Raw genomic sequence first — 18,587 nt, 5'->3', positions numbered from 1 at the left:
AGCCCGTCTCTACAGCCGTGCAATCCTGAAAATGTGATCTAGTCTCCTAGGCGAATCCGCTGCCGCCCATAAACCGAGATGGCTCGTCTTTTTATTCGATCGCTGACGTCTGCTCCCCTGCTGCATCTGTACGGGTTGATGATGCTGTGCGGGTTAGTGGTGTTGTCCGGCTGCAGTCTGCAATCTTCACCACTGCTGTACCCCAAAGGTCCGGTTGCTTCAACGGAACGGGAACTGATGCTGTTTGCCATCGCGATTATGCTAACCGTCCTGATTCCGGTCTGGGGGCTAACCCTTTGGTGTTGCCGCCGCTATCGCAAAGGCGGAAAGGGTGAGTACCGGCCGGATTGGTGCTCTTCCACTCTGGTTGAGTGCGGCGTTTGGGGTGGGCCACTCATTATTATCCTGCTGATTGGTTATCTGGTTGTCGTCTATACCTTTCGACTGGATCCCTATAAACCTCTTACTGTTCACTCGACCGACACAACACCGTTCCCGGTTCAAGCCGTAGCTCTGGACTGGAAATGGCTGTTTATCTACCCGGAGCTGGGCATTGCCACCGTCAACGAACTGGTCTTTCCCCAAAGCCGGCCGCTGGCTTTGGAGATTACCTCCGACACGGTGATGACTTCCTTTATGATTCCAGCCTTGGGCGGCCAGATTTATGCCATGGCCGGCATGACCACTCATCTAAACCTCATAGCTGATCAACCCGGAACATTTACCGGACGCAACACCCAATTCAGCGGCACCGGCTTTCCACAGATGTACTTTTCTGCCAAAGCCCTGCCTGATAAGGCTTTCGAGGATTGGCTGGGCACAGTGCGAAACGCCTCTTCCATGCTCAACTCCGCGCATTACCACCAACTGGCCAGGCCCAATAAATCCTATGCGCCGGTCGAATATTTTTCATCGGTCGATACTGACCTGTTCAACCATATTCTGGCCCGCTACTCAGCCCCTTCAACTGCTTTGGCGAATGGAGCCTTATGACATTACTGGGTCGCTTAAGCCTTGAAGCCCTTCCATTCTATAGCTGGGTGGCTATGGGGGGAGCCGTGGTCACATTACTGGCAGTTCTGCTGCCGGTGCTGTTTCTCAGCTATAAACGACTGTGGCCTTGGCTTTGGCGGGAATGGCTGACCAGTGTCGATCATAAAAAAATCGGGGTGATGTATATCGTACTAGCGCTGGCCATGCTGGTACGTGGCTTTATAGATGCCATTATGATGCGGGCCCAGCAGGCTATAGCCCTGAACAACGAAGGCTATCTGCCGCCGGAACACTTCGAGCAGATTTTCACCTCCCACGGCACCATTATGATCTTCTTTATGGCCATGCCGTTTCTGACCGGACTGATCAATATCATCGTTCCGTTGCAGATAGGCGCACGGGATGTGGCCTTCCCCTTCCTTAACTCGGTCAGTTTATGGCTGACTGCCGCCGGAGCCGGACTAGTCGCCACTTCATTAGTTATCGGTCGTTTTTCTACCGCTGGCTGGACAGGCTACCCGCCCTATTCCGGTATCCAGTACAGTCCCGGGGTCGGTGTGGATTACTGGATCTGGGCTTTGATGGTCAGTGGCGTGGGCAGCACCCTGACCGGTATTAATTTTATTGTCACCATCCTGCGCTGCCGGGCTCCAGGCATGACCTTGATGAAGATGCCGTTGTTTGTCTGGACGACACTGTGCACCAGTCTGCTGATCGCCTTTGCCTTTCCCGCTCTGACCGTTGTCGCCGCGATGCTGGGGCTGGACCGAACTCTGGGCATGCACTTTTTTACCAACGAGCTGGGCGGCAATATGATGAACTTTGCCAACCTGCTGTGGATCTGGGGGCATCCGGAGGTGTATATCCTGATCCTGCCAGCCTTTGGTATCTATTCCGAAGTTACCGCCACCTTTGCCCGCAAGCCGCTGTTTGGCTATCGCTCACTGGTGTATGCCACCGCAGTGATTGCTCTGTTGTCGTTTACCGTCTGGCTGCACCACTTCTTTACCATGGGTTCCAGTGCCAGCGTCAATGCGGTGTTTGGTATTGCCACCATGGTGATTGCCGTACCGACAGGGGTAAAAATTTTTGACTGGCTGTTTACCCTGTTTCGGGGGCAGATCACCTTTCATCCGGCACTGCTGTTTACCATTGGTTTTATTGTCACCTTTGTGATTGGAGGTATGACCGGTGTGCTGCTGGCGATACCACCGGTGGACTACCAGATGCACAACACCACCTTTCTGGTTGCTCACTTCCACAATATGTTGATTCCCGGTGCCCTGTTTGGTTATCTGGCCGGGATGCAGTACTGGTTTCCCAAGGCCTTTGGCTTCACGTTGAACCAACGTTGGGGCAAGTGGATTTTCTGGCTCTGGACTATCGGGTTTTATCTAGCCTTTATGCCCCTGTATCTCGTAGGACTGCTGGGTATGCCCCGCCGACTGGAACAATACACAACTCCCGAATGGCAGCCTTATCTGATTGTTGCCTTTATCGGTGCCTGTTTTGTACTGGCCGGGCTCTGTGCCATTTTTATCCAGCTATGGGTCAGCGTGCGTGAAAGAGAACAGAACCGGGATACCACCGGTGATCCCTGGGATGGCCGCACACTGGAATGGTATACCTCATCGCCACCCGCCCCCTATAACTTTGCCTCCATCCCAAAAGGGGATGAACGCGATGCCTTTTGGCAGATGAAGCAAACCCGGATGGCTTATCGATTTACTCAACCATCGTCCATTATCCTGCCCGCCAATACCGGTATGGGGGTGTTACTCGGAGTCTCGGGAGGGATTTTGGGCTTTGCCATGGTCTGGCATATCTGGTGGCTGGCCCTGCTGGCTCTGATCAGCATTATTGCTCTGGTAGTTGTACGCAGTTCAAGGGAAGAGCGGGTAAGCATTTACCAGCCAGAGCTTATTCAATCTTTGGAAAAGCCATGGCAAACATCACTTGCTCAAGCAGGCCTTATAGGCGACGGTGACCCGATATGACCGGCATCGAAAATCTGCTGCTGGAACACCAGCAGGAAGAGTTGACCAACCGGGAGTTGGGCTTCTGGCTCTATCTGATGACCGATGCCATTATCTTTGCTCTGCTGTTCGCTACCTATGTGGTGATGTTTTCCAACACCGCCGGTGGCACTGAACCTGCACAGCTGTTCGACCTATCCCATGTCGGCTGGGAGACCACCTGCCTGCTGCTATCGTCCACCAGCTTTGGTTTGGCCTGGTTGGCGGTACAAGCCGATAAACGACAGACAGCCGTGCTCTGGTTGGTGGTCACTTGCCTGCTCGGTGTGTCTTTTCTGGGGCTGGAAATCAAAGAGTTTGTCGATCTGATCAACCAACAGGCAACGCCTCAGCGCAGCGGTTATCTCTCCGCCTTTTTTACCCTGGTGGCCACTCACGGTCTGCATGTCAGTATCGGGCTGCTTGGGATTCTGGTGATGATCGGGCAATTAATCATGGAAGGCCGAACAGCACCGGTCATCTCCCGCCTGTTTCGGCTGGGGCTGTTCTGGCACTTTCTTGATATTATCTGGATCGGGATATTTTCCGTGGTCTATCTGCCCGTATTTATCCGGTAATGCCTATGAACCATTATCCTGAATCCACTTTGCGGGACTACCTCACCGGCCTGGTTCTGGCAGCCGCACTCACGATTGCACCATTCTGGCTGGTTATTACTCACCCTCTAAAGTCCGGCGCGACCTTTGCCCTGCTTGCCGTCTGTGCTCTGGTCCAGTTGCTGGTTCATCTGCGGTTCTTTTTGCATCTGCGAATATCTCATATGGATCGCATCTGGCTGGGCGCCTTGCTGTTTGCCGGTGTGCTGATTCTGATTATGGTCGGCGGCAGCCTATGGATTATGTGGGACCTAAATATGCGAATGGTTTGAGGTAGCTTGCTGGACTAACAAACCGGTCAGTACCACTGCAGAGCCTGATCGCATTTCAAGAACCATTTATCCCACGACCACTCCAAAAGAACTGCATTCATTGTTTTCAGGTCTGGTCATGGATAAACAACTGTCCTCTGAAGGCCCCCTATCACTGGCGGCACTGCAATCTGCTCTTGAGCAGGTAAAAACGGGTAGGCCTGCGACAAGCCCCTCAGGCTCCTTAGTGAGACCTGCCAGTGCCGAAAAGCAGCTTCTGGAAGAGCCATCACTGCCAACCCCGGACAACACCATGATCGAGAAGCGCCGCTGCGGTCTTTGCCGGGGGCTGATGCACATTTGCTACCAGATATCCTGCGGCCATACGTTTGATAAAGCCTGTGCCGAGACCTTGATAGAAGCGCGTTCCCAGTGCCCGGTTCCGGGCTGCGATGATGATGGTCCTATAGGCTACTGCTTCAAGGATACAGCCCTGATGAAGGAGTATGCCAAGTTCAACTGGAGCCAACTGATGCCTGCTGACTCTCCGGAACCGCAGCCTAAGTCATCAGGCGTAAAGTCCAAGCCAGAATCAGAAACCCAAAAAACCGAGCAAGGAGCAGCGATTGCTGAACCCTCCAGTGACCCAGGTCGTCACAAAGCAGCTTATGGTGTCGGCCAGAATGTCACTGTCTACGAACAACATCCGCAGTATGAAAGTCAGTCTGTTGAAAGCGGGGAGCATGATCGATCCCCAACCATTGTCGAAAACCCGAAAATTCAGCCTCAAGATATACCGGTACGCATCAGACCTGTTCCCCTGGCCCCCTGCGATATGCCCGGCGGCCCGCACATGATGCGCCAGGAGGCAACAGGCCCTGGAATTGGTGGTCGTTCACTGCTGTCAGAACATATCTATGGACTGGAAACCATCCTTGGCATTCAGGCTACATCTCCCGACGATTTCCCACCCGATAGTCTGCCCATGCAACAAAGCCGGGGAGCACAGGAATTCTGGCTCTACATTCAGCAGCACCAAGAGCCTTTGTTCGGGCGCATGTATAATCTGGGCTTTGATGATCAGATTCAGCCATGGATCGATACTCTGACAGCCGCTCTGGAACGATTACCTGGTGAACACTCCCTGATTATCAGCTGTACCATGGAGGATGGCAGGGTAAATATGCCGGTTCAGTTCTATCGAACCCGGGGAAAGGATAATGAACCGGGCACGCTGAAGCTTCTGTTTACGGTTAACAATTCCCAGATCGATAATCATCTGGTGTGTTATCAGGGTCGAGGCCCGAGGGAGCTGGCTCTCTATCTACTCAACAGCCTATTGCTGACCAGTACGCAAGAGGTAGCACTTCTGGAATTTGATTGCGAGCATCCCGCTATAGATCAACCGGAACACATCCCTCACTACCGGCTTCCGGACTTCTGTATAGATACCTTCCCTCTTCCTATGAACAAAAGCCTGAGTCTTTCCAGCCTGCATGAGAACTATGCCAGCTCACTGGGGTTAAAGATTCATCGTAACGACCTACCGAAGATAACGGCCCGAATTGTTGCTAAACGACAGATGGACTGCAAAGACGACAAAGCACTTCGGGCTGAATTTTTCGCCAATAACGTAAAAAGTGTTGGCATCTTTGATGGTCAGATTAATACACAGGAATTTCTTCCCACCTCGGGTGCTCCGATCCACGAAGACTCACTGGTATCAATGATCCAAACCGGCCACAACCAGATTCTTGATGGTTTGTTTAAAAAGTTCAGCGAAGCACCACGCACCATTGCCCGGATTGTTGTTCGGGTTGGCTCGTCATCAGAGTATGAAACCTTTTACCTGATTGCCAGCGAGCCCAAAAATACCAGCGGTCACGCTGTCACCAACTATTATTTCGTGCCCTACACCCATCCAGAGATGATGATTCTTTCCACGCAGAGTCAGGAAAAAATTCGCAGCTATCTCTACTACCTGTTCAGAGGGTATATCACGGAAGATATCACTATTGCGCTGTATCGATCCGATAACAATCAACAGACTGACGCAAAACCAAAGACCGAAGCGACCTCTAAAGCCGGACTTTAAACAATATAAACAAGACTGTTTCACACGGTTACAAGATATTAGACCAAAGTCTAATATCTGTACGTTTACGTTCACGTAAACCCTGTGATAGCTTCAAGATGCTGTAGTAAAAGAATAAGAAGTGATTGCCAACAACAATTCATAATAAGGCAGGCAATGAGCAGCAATATCCTCCTTGATGTCAGCAAGGTCACCCTTACCTTCGGTGGCGTAAAGGCGCTGACCGATGTCAGTTTCTCGGTAAACAAAGGTGAAGTGTTTTCCATTATTGGTCCCAATGGGGCCGGAAAAACCTCCATGCTCAACTGTATCTCCGGTCGTTACCAACCCAACAGCGGCTCGGTCCGGTTCAAGGATCAGGAGATCACAAGACTCAAACCCGATAAACGCTCCGTACTCGGCCTTGGCCGAACCTTCCAGAACCTGGCACTGTTCGGCCATATGTCGGTACTCGACAATATAATGGTGGGCCGTCATCACTTGCTGAAAAACAACTTTGCCACCGGCCCGCTGTACTGGTTTTCCGGTACCCAGAACGAAGAGATCAAACACCGGGCCGCCGTGGAAGAGATTATCGACTTTCTGGAAATCTCCCATATACGCAAAAAGCAGGCCGGTACCCTGTCGTATGGGCTGCGTAAACGTGTCGAGCTGGCACGCGCTATCGCTCTGAAACCGGATCTGATTCTTTTGGATGAACCCATGGCCGGGATGAACCAGGAAGAAAAAGAAGATATGGCCCGCTTTATTCTCGATCTGAATGAAGAGTGGGGCATGACCGTGGTGATGATTGAACACGATATGGGCGTGGTTATGGGTATTTCCAACCGGGTTATGGTACTCGACTTTGGCTGCAAGATTGCTGAAGGCCTGCCCGAGGAGATCATGGCCAACGACCATGTTCGTAAGGCCTATCTCGGAGAAGAAGACGAAATGCTGGAGCAGTTGGAGGCGAGCTTATGATGAGCTTCTCAACCGCATTCAGTCACTCCGACACCTTCCCCAAACTGTTGGCCTGGAATGCAGAAAACTATGGCGATGATATTGCCATGCGCGAGAAGGAATTCGGTATCTGGCAGGAATATACCTGGCAGGATTACCACAACCGGGTCAAGTGGCTCACTCTCGGCCTGAGCCAACTAGGTGTTCAGGAGCAGGCAGTGATCGCCCTGCTCGGGGATAACCGCCCGGAGTGGATCTGGGGCGAGATCGCCGCCCATGCCCTGCGGGGTTACTCCATGGGGGTTTATCAGGATTCTCTGCATGAAGAGACTGAGTATCTGCTCACCTTCGCCGAGGCATCCGTAGTGATCGCCGAGGATGAAGAGCAGTGCGACAAGCTGCTGGAACTGGAAGATCGCATTCCCTCGGTCAAGTGGATTGTCTACTGCGATCCCCGTGGCCTGCGTAAATACGACGATCCGCGTCTGATTGATATTGAAAAGCTCTATGCCCTCGGTCGTACACTGGATGAAGCTGAGCCGGACCGCTATGCCGATATGGTCGCAGCCACTGATGGTCTGGAACTGTCCATACTTTGCACCACCTCCGGCACCACCTCCCGACCCAAGCTGGCTATGCACCACTCCGGACGGTTTCTTGATCACTGTTCGGCCTACCTGAGAGCAGACCCGAAACAACCGGGAGACAACTACGTTTCCGTACTGCCACTGCCGTGGATTATGGAACAGGTGTATGCAGTGGGTCAGGCCCTGCTCGCACGACAGGTGATTAATTTTGTCGAGACCCAGGAAACCATGATGGCTGACCTGCGGGAGATCGGCCCAAGTTTCGTGCTACTGGCTCCCCGGGTGTGGGAAAACCTGGCCGCGGAAGTCCATGCCCGGATGATGGATGCCCAACCTCTCAAACAGAAACTGTTTCAGTTTGGCCTGAGCCGGGCCCTCAAAGCCCGTGAGCAAGGGCGTACTTCCAAACTGGCCGACTTTATTTTGATGAAAGCCCTGCGGGACCGGCTCGGGTTTTCCAACCTCACCTCTGCCGCTACCGGTGGCGCAGCCATGGGACCGGATACCTTCAAGCTGTTCCATGCCATGGGCGTGCCACTGAAACAGCTGTATGGCCAGACCGAACTGGCCGGTGCCTACACCATTCATATTGGTGATGATATCGATTATGAGTCCGTGGGCATTCCCTTCGATAACAGCCAGTTGAAGATTGAACAGCCGGACGAGAATGGCGTGGGCGAAATCGTTGCCCGTACCACCGGCATGTTTACCGGCTACCACAATAATCAGAAAGCTTACGACGATGATGTGCGTGATGGCTGGATGTATACGGGTGATGCCGGCTATCTCAAAGACAGTGGTCATCTGGTGGTGATCGACCGGGTCAAGGATATGGCGCGCACCGCAACCGGCATCCGCTTTTCACCGCAATATATCGAGAACAAACTGAAGTTCTCCCCCTATGTGGCGGAAGCGGTAATTATGGGTAATGAACGCCCTTACCTGACCGCGCTGATCTGTATTCGCTACAGCATTGTTGCCAAATGGGCCGAAGCCCAGGGCATTGCCTTCACCAACTACACCAACCTATCCTCCCAACCAGAAGTGATGGCCTTGGTGCGTAAAGCCATGGAAGAGGTAAACGAAACCCTGCCGGAGACTCAGCGTATCAAACGCTTCCTTCTGCTCTACAAGGAGCTGGATGCCGATGATGGTGAGCTAACCCGCACCCGCAAGGTCCGCCGCAGCGTAGTGTCGGAAAAGTATTCCAGCATTATCGACGCACTCTACAACGGCAACAGCCATGTCGATATCGACACCATGATCACCTTCCAGGATGGCAGCCAGAGCCGAGTACAGACGACATTGGAAGTGATTACTCTGGGTGAGCTGCCAGCCGCCATTCCCCAGGAACAACCCCAACCACTGGAGGCCAGCGCATGAATACTGAACTGCTGCTGCAGCTGACCGTAAACGGTCTGATCGTTGGCCTGCTCTATGGCGTCATCGCCATGTGCTTTGTATTGATCTACAAGTCCACCCAGGTGGTGAATTTTGCCCAGGGCGAATTCCTGCTGATTGGTGCCTGGGTATGCTGGGGGACTTTGGTGTGGCTGGATCTGCCGTTCTATATCGGCTTTTTGCTGACTCTTGGCTTTATGACGCTGTTTGGAATACTGATTCAGGCAGTGTTCCTCAGACCGATGATCGGGGAACCGATTATCTCGGTAATTATGATCACCATTGGCCTGTCGATGTTCTTTCAGTCGCTGATGAAGTGGATCTTTGGCGTCTCGGCAGAGAGTTATCCGCAGGTCTTTGAAACCAGCGTCGTTAATATTGCCGGCCTGAATATTGAACTGGCCTACATCCTCAGCCTGATCTTCTCGGTGGTGATGATGGCTGGCTTCTACTGGTTCTTTAAACACTCCCGGATGGGGCTAGCCATGCGCGCCACCGCCTTTGACCAGCAGGTAGCCAGCAGTCTGGGCATCTCGGTTTCCAAGGTGTTTGCCGCCAGCTGGGCAATCTCTGCCATGGTCTCGGCAACTGCCGGTATCGTGATCGGGATGGTGAACGGTGTCTCCAGTGCCTTGTCGTTTATCGGTATCAAGGTGTTCCCGGCGGTGATTCTGGGTGGTCTGGATTCCATCGTCGGCGGAGTGGTTGGCGGGGTTATTATCGGCCTGCTGGAAAATCTGGCCGAGTTTATCGACAGCCAGTATCTGCATATCGGCAACCTCTACACGATCGCGCCCTTCTATATCTTGCTGATCATTCTCACCATCAAGCCTTACGGCCTCTTCGGAACCAGGGATATCGAACGGATATGATTACACTTTCCATGCGTCCCTGCGGGGACTTCCGCACCAGTTATAAAGCGGATAATCAGATTTTCGAGACCAAAACCATCCGCTGGCTGACCATGGCGTCTATCGGCTTGCTCTGTTTCGCGCCAATGGTATTGGATGCCTACTTTCTGACCCTGTTTATCCAGATATCTTATCTAGGGATTGCCGCACTGGGGCTGAATATTCTGGTGGGCTTTACCGGACAGATATCTCTCGGCCACGGGGCCTTCTTTGGCTTCGGTGCCTTTGCTTCGGCATGGCTGAACAACAGCTTTGGCATTCCAGTCTGGTTGGCGATTCCGCTGGCAGGCTGGCTGACCATGGTCGTCGGTATGCTGTTCGGTTCACCAGCCGCACGGATTAAAGGTCTCTACCTGGCTATCGCGACTCTGGCTGCCCAATTTATTATTGAGGACTTCTTTGCCCGAGCGGAATGGTTCTCCGGCGGTGCCTATGGCGCAGCAGCGGAACCTTTCACCCTGTTTGGCTTTGCCTTTGATTCCGATGAATCCTTTTTCTATGTCGCTCTGTTCGCCCTGGTCTTTATGACCCTGTGGGCCACCAACCTGATGCGCAGCCGCGACGGTCGGGCCTTTGTGGCGGTGCGCGACCATTATCTCTCGGCCGAGATTATGGGCATCAGCCTGAACTGGTATCGCCTGCTCTCCTTTGGGGTGTCGTCTTTCTTTGCTGGTATAGGTGGTGCGCTCTATGGTCACTATCTAGGCTTTGTCTCTGCAGAAGGTTTTACCCTGATGATGTCCGTGCAGTTTCTGGCCATGATTATTATTGGCGGGCTGGGTTCGGTAAAAGGTGCGATTCTGGGAACCATCTTTATCGTGTTACTGCCCGAGGTGTTGGAGAGCACGGTTGCCTTAATGGCCGAAACCGGTCTGGTTTCCCATGGCAGCCTGACCGAAGGCATGGCCTATCTCAAGGAGATGGCGATTGGTCTGGTGATCATTCTGTTTCTGATCTTTGAACCCCAGGGTCTGGCTCACCGCTGGAAGCAAATTAAAGCCTATTGGAAGTTTTACCCTTTCGCATATTGAGTCGTCTGTTGTTGTCAGTGTTGTTGCGAATCGCTTTACAAGAAGAATAAAAACAAGGAGACAACCCGTGCGTACACAACTCAAAAAAACAGGTTTGGCACTGGCAGCCGGAGCTGCTTTGCTGGCCACCAGCGCTACGGCACAGGACAAGGTGTTTGTCGGGCATCTGGCGGACTACTCCGGCCCGACCGCCTTTGTTGGCAAGTACTATGCCGATGGCATAAAAGACACCCTGCAGTGGATTAACAAGCAGGGCGGGATAGACGGCACCACACTGGAATCGGAAACCATTGATTACGCCTACAAGGTGCCGCAGGCCATCAGTAATTATAAAAAGTGGAAATCCCGTAAGAAGATGGTCGCCATGCAGGGCTGGGGCACTGCGGATACCGAAGCGCTGATCTCGTTTGTCGCTAAGGACCAGATCCCGGTCTATTCCGCTTCCTACTCCGGTCACCTGACCGACCCAACCGGCAAGAACCCCAAGACACGCAAACCCGCACCGTACAATTTTTTTTATGGCGCCTCATATTCTGATACCTGCCGGGCACTGGTTCAGTGGGCCAAAGAGGACTGGGAAAAGAAAGGCAGCAGTGGTCAGCCCGGGTTTGTCCATATCGGCGATAACCACCCTTACCCCAACGCGCCCAAGCAGGCTTGTGGCGAATATGCCCAGGAGCTGGGTTTTGATGTGAAGCAGCCGGTTGTCGTTTCCATGAAGCCGGGTGATTTTAAGGCTCAGTGCCTGTCAATCAAGAACTCCGGCGCCAACTACGGTTATGTCGCCAACCTCGGTGGTTCCATTGTTTCCCTGATTAAATCCTGTAATACCGTGGGCACGGATATCCAGTTTATGTCCAATATCTGGGGTGGCGATAAGCTGACCTTTAACGCCGTGGGTGAAGGGATTGATAACTATATCTTCCCGGCCTTAACGCCGTTCTGGTCTGATGATGTCCCGGCTCTGGAAACGGTGAAAAACATTGCCCGTGCCGCTGGCCGTGATGACAGCTTCCAGACTCACCACTATATCCGCGGTGTTTGCTCCACCCTGTATATGGCTGAAGCCATGAAGTGGGCGAAAGCGAATGGCGGCATTACCGGTGCCAATATCAAGCAAGGCATGTACGCCACCAAGGACTGGGTGCCTGAAGGTATGGACGGCGTCTGTCTGCCAGCCAACTGGACGGCAGAAGATCACCGTGCCATCAACTCGGTCAATGTTTATCAGGCCAAGTGGAATGACGGTGATATCAAAATTAATCGTCTGTCTCAGGTGACACTGCCACGTAGGGATGACTGGTTGGGTTATTGATTGCTTCGGTGTTCACCAATCCGGGCTTGGAGATCATATTGTATTTTCCGCGCCGCAGGGCTATCCCTGCCCTGAGGCTGCTATCAGGCCATCCGTGGCCTTTGAAAACACAATATGACTCCGCCCCTCCACAACGAATGTTTTGCCCGTTTGTGATGCTACACATTCAATGACTACAAACGCTTTCGAGAACAAGAACACTATGGAAGCAAGAAAGATCGAAACACCTGAGCCTTTGCTCAGCATTAATAATATTGAAGTCGTTTACGACGAAGTGATTCTGGTTTTGCGAGGCGTCAGCCTCGATGTTCCTCAGGGTCAGAACGTTACCCTGCTCGGCCCCAATGGTGCAGGGAAATCCACCACCCTGAAAGCCATCTCCGGCCTGCTGAAAACCGAGGACGGAGAAGTGAGCCGTGGTGAAATCAGCTTTATGGGTGAACGCATTGATAAGAAGAACGCCGAAGAAATCGTGCGTTCCGGTATTTTTCAGGTGATGGAAGGTCGTCGTATTATCGAGGATATGACCTGTATCGAGAATCTAAAACTGGGAGCCTACACCCGCAACCAGAAGAATATTAACAATGAGATTGAACGGGTCTTTGAATACTTCCCACGGTTAAAAGAACGTACGGGGCTGGCCGGTTATCTCTCCGGAGGTGAACAGCAGATGCTAGCTATTGGCCGTGCCCTTATGGCGAATCCAAAGATGATCCTGCTGGATGAACCGTCTATGGGCCTATCTCCTCTGCTGGTTAAGGAAGTCTTTGGCATTATCGAGAAGATCAACAAAGAACAGGGCATAACCATGCTGCTGGTTGAGCAGAATGCCAACTTTGCCCTGAAACATGCGGACTATGGCTACATCATGGAGTCCGGGAAGGTCGTACTGGACGGTTCCCGCGAGGAGCTGCTGAATAATCAGGATGTCAAAGACTTCTATCTGGGCGGCAATGATCACAACAAAAGCTTCAAAAATTTAAAGTCCTACAAGCGCCGCAAGCGTTGGTTGTAACGGAGGCCTTATGTCGTATTTCAGTCCCAAGGAAACCCTGACCTTACAGCAGCGGGAAGATTATCTGTTATTGCGTCTGCAGGCTTCACTGCAACGGGCAAAAGCCAATAGCGATTATTACCGGGAAACGTTAAAGGATATCGATCCTGCTTCCATCAACAGCCGTCAGGCATTGGCGGCTCTGCCCCTGACTCGCAAGGCCGATTTGATTGCCCTGCAAAGCCAGCAGCTGCCCTTTGGAGGCCTGAATGGTATGGATGCAGGCCAGGTTGCCCGACTATTCCAATCCCCTGGCCCGATTCATGAACCGGAAGGTAAAGCAGACGACTGGTGGCGGATGGGTCAGGCTTTCTATGCTGCGGGCTTTCGGGAAGGCGATATTGTTCACAACACCCTTTCTTACCACCTGAGCCCCGGTGGTTTTATTATGGATTCCGGAGCTCGTGCCTGCGGCTGTGCAGTGATTCCCGCAGGAACAGGACAGACTGAACTGCAGTTACAGGTTATCCAAACACTGCAGCCTAATGGCTACTGTGGAACGCCCTCGTTCCTGAAGCTTCTGATCGAGAAAGCCGAGCAAAACCAGCAACCCCTGCCATTTACCAAAGCACTGGTTTCCGGAGAGCCCCTTCCTGATGAACTGCGCCAGCTCTTTACCGATCATGGTATTCAGTGCCGACAAGCCTACGCCACTGCCGATGTTGGCTTGATCGCCTATGAGCAGAATCCTTTGGAAGGGCTGATAGTGGCTGAAGATATTATTCTGGAACTGGTTCGCCCCGGAACTGGAGAACCCGTCACACCGGGTGATGTCGGTGAGATTGTGGTCACGGTATTCAATGAAGAATATCCGCTGGCACGTTTTGCCACTGGTGACCTGACAGCGGCTCTGCCTGTGCCCTCCTCCTGCGGTCGCACCAACACATTGATCAAAGGCTGGCTGGGTCGGGCTGACCAGTCCACTAAGGTGAAAGGGTTATTTATCCATCCGAAACAGGTAGATGATATTGTGCGCAGGCATCCAGAAATCATCCGCGCCCAGCTGGTTGTTGATATAAATGATGGCAGGGACACCATGACTTTGCTATGCCACTCAGAGGGCGAACTCGATCTCGGCACCATCGAGAAAAGCCTTAAATCAGTCTCCCGTATGAAAGGTCAAGTGCGACAAATTCCCGTAGAAGAGTTTGCTGACACTCACCTGGTTATTGTCGATAACCGCTAAAGACCCGGTAGCTCACAACCCCCGGTATAGTAATCCTGTACCGGGCACCTCTGCCCGTCGAAGCTGCAAACGCCCTGCTCATGCAGACTATGCAGCGATGGCTGAACAGAATATTGCCCACCAGTCAGCACACAGTATCGAGCGGCCGGTGTTGTATAACCGGTGATTCTTAGCCCGCCTTTAGGGCACAAGCCTTTGTGCAAAGCATTCAGTCCGCACTGATAATTATCGGTAAAGACACAGATCAGATAGCTGCCGCCATTACCCGTCTCACCATCAATAATCATCTGGCCGCCCTGCTGAAAACAGTATTTGAGAGTGTCCGATTGTTTCACCGCCCGTAATGAACTGCAGGCGCTTAGAAAGCCAAGTACAAGCACCGTTCCGAGCAGAGCACAGCTAATTTTCAGGATACGTGAAGAGCGCATGGCAATATTTACGTCTGGTCAAAAACTCTGAAGTGTAGCTGGCATATCCCTTCTCTTCTTTGCCTTAACGGTTCAGCACCCTTTGTTTCCCTCTTGCGAGATACGAGGGATTACGCTTACTAAAACCATCGAAAAAATAATTTTCATTCTATTAATACTGTCTATATTCCTGCCGTGCATTTTGAGGCTCGTGCATGAACAACAATATTGATTGGCTCAAAGAAAGAAAATGGAAGTCCACTAAGAATCAATGGGACACGTCCGTTAGGTTATCAAGTCGAAAATTGTTAACCTTCATCTGTCTTTGGTTAATTTCGACAACCGTTATTGCAGGGTTTGGGGATAAATACAATAACGCCCATTTCACTCTCGCCAATCCCGCTCTTCATTGCCTGCAGGGGCTAGCCAAAGGCGATAACCACTACGCCTGCGACCCGAGGGCGCTGAACTGTAAAAAGCAGCATCTGGTCTGTAAGGACTGCGTGGACGATTACATGAAAAGCCACGCCCTGAAAGAAAGAAGTTCTCTGGTTACCTGCTCTGTCTGTTCAGAATTCTCACCTGCTAGAGCCTCCAATAATGCTGATGCCACAGAACAGGAGATTTTTCAGCCCAGCTATAAATTATCTACTGCACCGCCTTCCTGGTTTGAAAGTGAACTGAATAGCCAACAGGTTTTCTGCGGGAATGCAAAATACGGCTGTAATTGGCAGGGGGCATTTTCACAACTGGAGCGCCATCAAGCGGAATGCGCAAAGAAATCGATAAAATGTGAAACCTGCAAGCGCAGTTACCTGCATGAATACAGCGAACGGCACCAGCAAACCCATAGCGAGCAGGTTGATTGTGAGCTGTGTGGTGTATCCGTTCCCGAGCATGAACTGGACAACCATTTTCGGTTTCATTGCCAGGCGGTTGGTGTACAGCCTTTATGGAAACAGATCACGGATGGGACAATCGAAGTTGAGAGTCTACCTTACCCCCATGCACTCGCCCACAGCGTCCGCTCCTATTTTCAGTTGAACCAGGTCATGCCATTGATGAAAGTCGGCAGCGTCCCAATGCGCAGAGAGCTTCCATTATGTGAGAACTGCCAGCAGGCTACCCGTAAAAGCAGACAAAATGCGACGACAGAGACAATTGCAGAAAACCTGCCCTGCCCTGGGTGCTTCCACCCAATGCGAAAAAAACATACTGAGACCCTCCCCGATGATATGCACCAGAGTGCCGTACTGCTAAAAATTGCTCAAGCGAGATCTGGCGGGCGTTTAAATGATATCACCGCTCGGTTTACCAGCGCGCTGGAAGTGGACCGAGGTCTGTATTACTGGCGCTATACAGCCGATGGCAAGAGTGTAGGTACCTATCTGAACAACCTCGATCGGGGGCGGGTCATTTTAACACTCCACCAAACGGGCCAGACCTCTCGAAGCCTTGATGTGAAGTGTGAAACCAGACAGGTGTCGCACATGGACAGCCAGATTCTGCTGATCTCTGATAGTCTGGAGGGAGGAAACCGGATATCTCACCGCATCACCATTGGAGCTACCCCCGACAAACCCATCGAAAAACATGAAATCCTACCCGATTTTTCATTTGACCCTGCGGTTGTGGTGCAGATATCCGACCGGGGAGAAATCAGCCAATCCCCCTGGCAAAAGAAACAGCTTCAGGGTGAAATCATCAATTGGAGCATACCTGATGCCAGCCAGCAGTTCCTGTTCCTGGAGGAGCTGGGATGGCCTTTTGAAGATGTGATCCAAAGCCATGAGTTTGTTTCTGGTGGCAACAGAATGAGATTGAGTATAACCCGGAAAGAGCAATCGCCATGGCTTGGTTTACGTATCGATTACAGCCCAGAAGACAAAGAGAAAGGAATTCAAGACACCCTCTATTCCGTGGTATTACGTTATGGTGGTGAGAGCTGGCATATCTATCACCAAAACCGGGATAAAGCCGTATCCGTCAACATAAGTGGCGGCATGAACTGGCTGGTGCTTGGTGACTTGATGCGAACCAGTACTGATGACAAGCTGGATATTAGCCTCTATCCCTTGTTTACGGATCTTTCCTATAAGAATAACAGTCTCGAGTTAAAGGTCTCTCCCCAGTCTTTTCTAATGCCTGAAGGCATTACCCAGAGTGGCATGCTGTTGAATGACTTTATACAGTCCGAGACAGTTATGGTAGGCGGGCAACCTTTTGATGCGGCTATACGGGCAGATGCTTATACCAGACAGGTACCCTATGCCGCCTGGAGCTGGAATCCTGAAAAACAAGATCTGGACAAAATGCTCAATCAAGGCGACGACGGGTTTACACTTTTACCGAATAACGGGATTTGCCAAATACGAAAAAATCATGCTATTCCCCGTAGTCGCCAGGATACTTACATTGAAAAAATTGACGTTCCCCCATTCACTATCGAACCCCTGCTCGGAGGGCAGACCGTTGGTAAGTTTGTGCAGGGCGTGAATACTGCACCACACTCAGAAAGCGAGCACGATGGGATGACCCAACTCTTGGTTCACAACAAGGGTGATGATGTGGAGGTTCTCACACAACAAATGACGGATCTCACCACAGACGAGAATGAGGAGGAAGATACCGCGCTTTAATCGCCCTGCTGGAAACAAAGAACAATAACGGTACAGGCCAGATTAACTCTGCGACAATGTCCTTCGGTTTTTCCGGTCTTTGTCGTCCGTTTTCAGGGTTGCTAGACTCTCGCGCTTTTTCCGCTGCAGGTGATACGCGTGCTTACCCTGGATCAGATTTTCTCCCTGCTGCAGGAATCTTCCCAGCCGGTTGTTCCTATCGCATCCGACTACCCGGCCGGCTATAAAACACCGTGGCACTCGGACACACTGGGACAGCTGACCGGCATATTAAGCGGCTCCCAGATTGTTGCTACCGAACAAGGTACCTGGGTTGTACCTCCCCAACGGGCCGTTTGGATTCCCGCTCATCAGCCCCATCAAGTAGAAGTGACCAAGTCAGCCCTGCGCTGTGATCTGTTTATCACACCGGAGATGAGTCGTTCACTGCCATCGCGTGTAACGGTTATGCAAATCTCACCGCTTGTACGGGAACTGATTCTGGAGATTATGAAGCTTCCTCGTCCTTACGATGAGAAAGGTGCCCATGGCCGTTTGATTCAGGTATTGCTGGATCAATTGATCGAGTCACCGGTCGATCCGCTCTACCTGCCTTTTACCAGTGAGCTGCGGCTGAAGGGGATTCTGGATTTTTATTACGATAATCCGTCCGATAACCGTAGCCTGCAGGACTGGGCCGACACTCTTGGCATGAGTGTACGCACGCTAAGCCGTCTGTTTGAGAGTCAGCTGGGTATGAATTACACCACCTGTCGCCAGCAGATACGCCTGTTGATGGCAGTGCGCAAGCTCTCTGAAGGGGCATCCGCCTCCCGGGTCGCACTGGAGGTTGGCTTCCAGAGTCAAAGTAGCTTTACTGCCCTCTTCCGCCGCACTTTTGGGGTCACACCCAAGCAATACTTTACAGTCTCTTGACAGATATAATTTGTTAAGCGTTGATACAAATCAACAAGATGTCGTCTTCTTAAGGCGGTGTCCGATTCCAACAAAAAAAAGACCATTTCCAAATATCTTTGTGAAGTGACCCCCAATAGTTGGACACCCAATTATTGGGGGTTACTTTTATGTCCAAATACAGCCCAGAGCTGAAACGTATCATTGCCAGCGAATACATAGATGATGGAATATCATCACATCAGCTCG

15 protein-coding genes are annotated in these 18,587 nt (G+C 51.8%); 14 read left to right on the top strand and 1 reads right to left on the bottom strand.

Annotated features, from left to right (window positions below):
* Positions 1–78 precede the first annotated feature (78 nt).
* From EHSB41UT_RS11485 to EHSB41UT_RS11430, 12 genes are all read left to right on the top strand, one after another.
* Positions 79–993: a COX aromatic rich motif-containing protein gene (locus EHSB41UT_RS11485; protein ID WP_207626626.1), complete on the top strand. Its 915-nt coding sequence runs from the start codon at positions 79–81 to the stop codon at positions 991–993.
* Positions 990–2,990 carry a cbb3-type cytochrome c oxidase subunit I gene (locus tag EHSB41UT_RS11480; RefSeq protein ID WP_087109924.1) on the top strand — a complete coding sequence of 667 codons (2,001 nt, stop codon included), beginning with the start codon at positions 990–992 and terminating at the stop codon, positions 2,988–2,990. Before EHSB41UT_RS11485 ends, EHSB41UT_RS11480 begins: the two co-directional genes overlap by 4 nt.
* The gene (locus EHSB41UT_RS11475; protein WP_087109922.1) at positions 2,987–3,586 is read left to right on the top strand and encodes a cytochrome c oxidase subunit 3; all 600 of its coding nucleotides are present in this window, start codon (positions 2,987–2,989) and stop codon (positions 3,584–3,586) included. Before EHSB41UT_RS11480 ends, EHSB41UT_RS11475 begins: the two co-directional genes overlap by 4 nt.
* Positions 3,587–3,591: 5 nt before the next feature.
* A complete protein-coding gene (gene cyoD, locus EHSB41UT_RS11470) occupies positions 3,592–3,897 on the top strand; it encodes a cytochrome o ubiquinol oxidase subunit IV (protein WP_087110585.1) in 306 nt (101 codons plus the stop codon).
* Positions 3,898–4,015: 118 nt separating this feature from the next.
* Positions 4,016–5,971 (top strand): RING finger protein, encoded by a 1,956-nt coding sequence (locus tag EHSB41UT_RS11465; RefSeq protein WP_087109920.1) that lies wholly within the window; start codon positions 4,016–4,018, stop codon positions 5,969–5,971.
* 156 nt (positions 5,972–6,127) lie between these two features.
* Positions 6,128–6,934 (top strand): ABC transporter ATP-binding protein, encoded by an 807-nt coding sequence (locus EHSB41UT_RS11460; protein WP_087109918.1) that lies wholly within the window; start codon positions 6,128–6,130, stop codon positions 6,932–6,934.
* A complete protein-coding gene (locus tag EHSB41UT_RS11455; protein ID WP_087109917.1) occupies positions 6,931–8,883 on the top strand; it encodes a long-chain fatty acid--CoA ligase in 1,953 nt (650 codons plus the stop codon). The genes EHSB41UT_RS11460 and EHSB41UT_RS11455 overlap by 4 nt, the downstream gene beginning before the upstream one ends.
* The gene (locus tag EHSB41UT_RS11450) at positions 8,880–9,773 is read left to right on the top strand and encodes a branched-chain amino acid ABC transporter permease (protein ID WP_087109915.1); all 894 of its coding nucleotides are present in this window, start codon (positions 8,880–8,882) and stop codon (positions 9,771–9,773) included. The genes EHSB41UT_RS11455 and EHSB41UT_RS11450 overlap by 4 nt, the downstream gene beginning before the upstream one ends.
* Positions 9,770–10,843, top strand: a complete 1,074-nt coding sequence (locus EHSB41UT_RS11445) for a branched-chain amino acid ABC transporter permease (protein ID WP_087109912.1) — start codon at positions 9,770–9,772, stop codon at positions 10,841–10,843. The genes EHSB41UT_RS11450 and EHSB41UT_RS11445 overlap by 4 nt, the downstream gene beginning before the upstream one ends.
* A 67-nt stretch (positions 10,844–10,910) precedes the next feature.
* Positions 10,911–12,158: an ABC transporter substrate-binding protein gene (locus tag EHSB41UT_RS11440; protein WP_087109910.1), complete on the top strand. Its 1,248-nt coding sequence runs from the start codon at positions 10,911–10,913 to the stop codon at positions 12,156–12,158.
* 169 nt (positions 12,159–12,327) lie between these two features.
* The gene (locus EHSB41UT_RS11435; RefSeq protein WP_242667295.1) at positions 12,328–13,173 is read left to right on the top strand and encodes an ABC transporter ATP-binding protein; all 846 of its coding nucleotides are present in this window, start codon (positions 12,328–12,330) and stop codon (positions 13,171–13,173) included.
* A 10-nt stretch (positions 13,174–13,183) separates the two neighbouring features.
* Positions 13,184–14,398, top strand: coding sequence for a phenylacetate--CoA ligase family protein (locus EHSB41UT_RS11430; RefSeq protein ID WP_087109906.1), 1,215 nt, complete (start codon positions 13,184–13,186; stop codon positions 14,396–14,398).
* Here the strand turns inward: EHSB41UT_RS11430 and EHSB41UT_RS11425 are convergent.
* Positions 14,395–14,826: a DUF333 domain-containing protein gene (locus EHSB41UT_RS11425; RefSeq protein ID WP_087109904.1), complete on the bottom strand. Its 432-nt coding sequence runs from the start codon at positions 14,824–14,826 to the stop codon at positions 14,395–14,397. The two genes, EHSB41UT_RS11430 and EHSB41UT_RS11425, sit on opposite strands and share 4 nt — an antisense overlap.
* A gap of 194 nt (positions 14,827–15,020) precedes the next feature.
* Between EHSB41UT_RS11425 and EHSB41UT_RS11420 the strand changes: the two genes are divergently transcribed.
* Together EHSB41UT_RS11420 and EHSB41UT_RS11415 are read left to right on the top strand one after the other, a co-directional pair.
* The gene (locus EHSB41UT_RS11420; RefSeq protein ID WP_133060481.1) at positions 15,021–17,444 is read left to right on the top strand and encodes a hypothetical protein; all 2,424 of its coding nucleotides are present in this window, start codon (positions 15,021–15,023) and stop codon (positions 17,442–17,444) included.
* Between the two features lie 138 nt (positions 17,445–17,582).
* On the top strand, positions 17,583–18,359 hold the full coding sequence (locus EHSB41UT_RS11415; RefSeq protein WP_087109900.1) for an AraC family transcriptional regulator: 777 nt from the start codon (positions 17,583–17,585) through the stop codon (positions 18,357–18,359).
* Positions 18,360–18,587 lie beyond the last annotated feature (228 nt).

This window comes from Parendozoicomonas haliclonae, assembly GCF_900174585.1.
Lineage (GTDB): Bacteria > Pseudomonadota > Gammaproteobacteria > Pseudomonadales > Endozoicomonadaceae > Sansalvadorimonas > Sansalvadorimonas haliclonae.
Note: the sequence above shows the minus strand (reverse complement) of the source record. Positions and strands in the feature narration are given on the sequence as shown.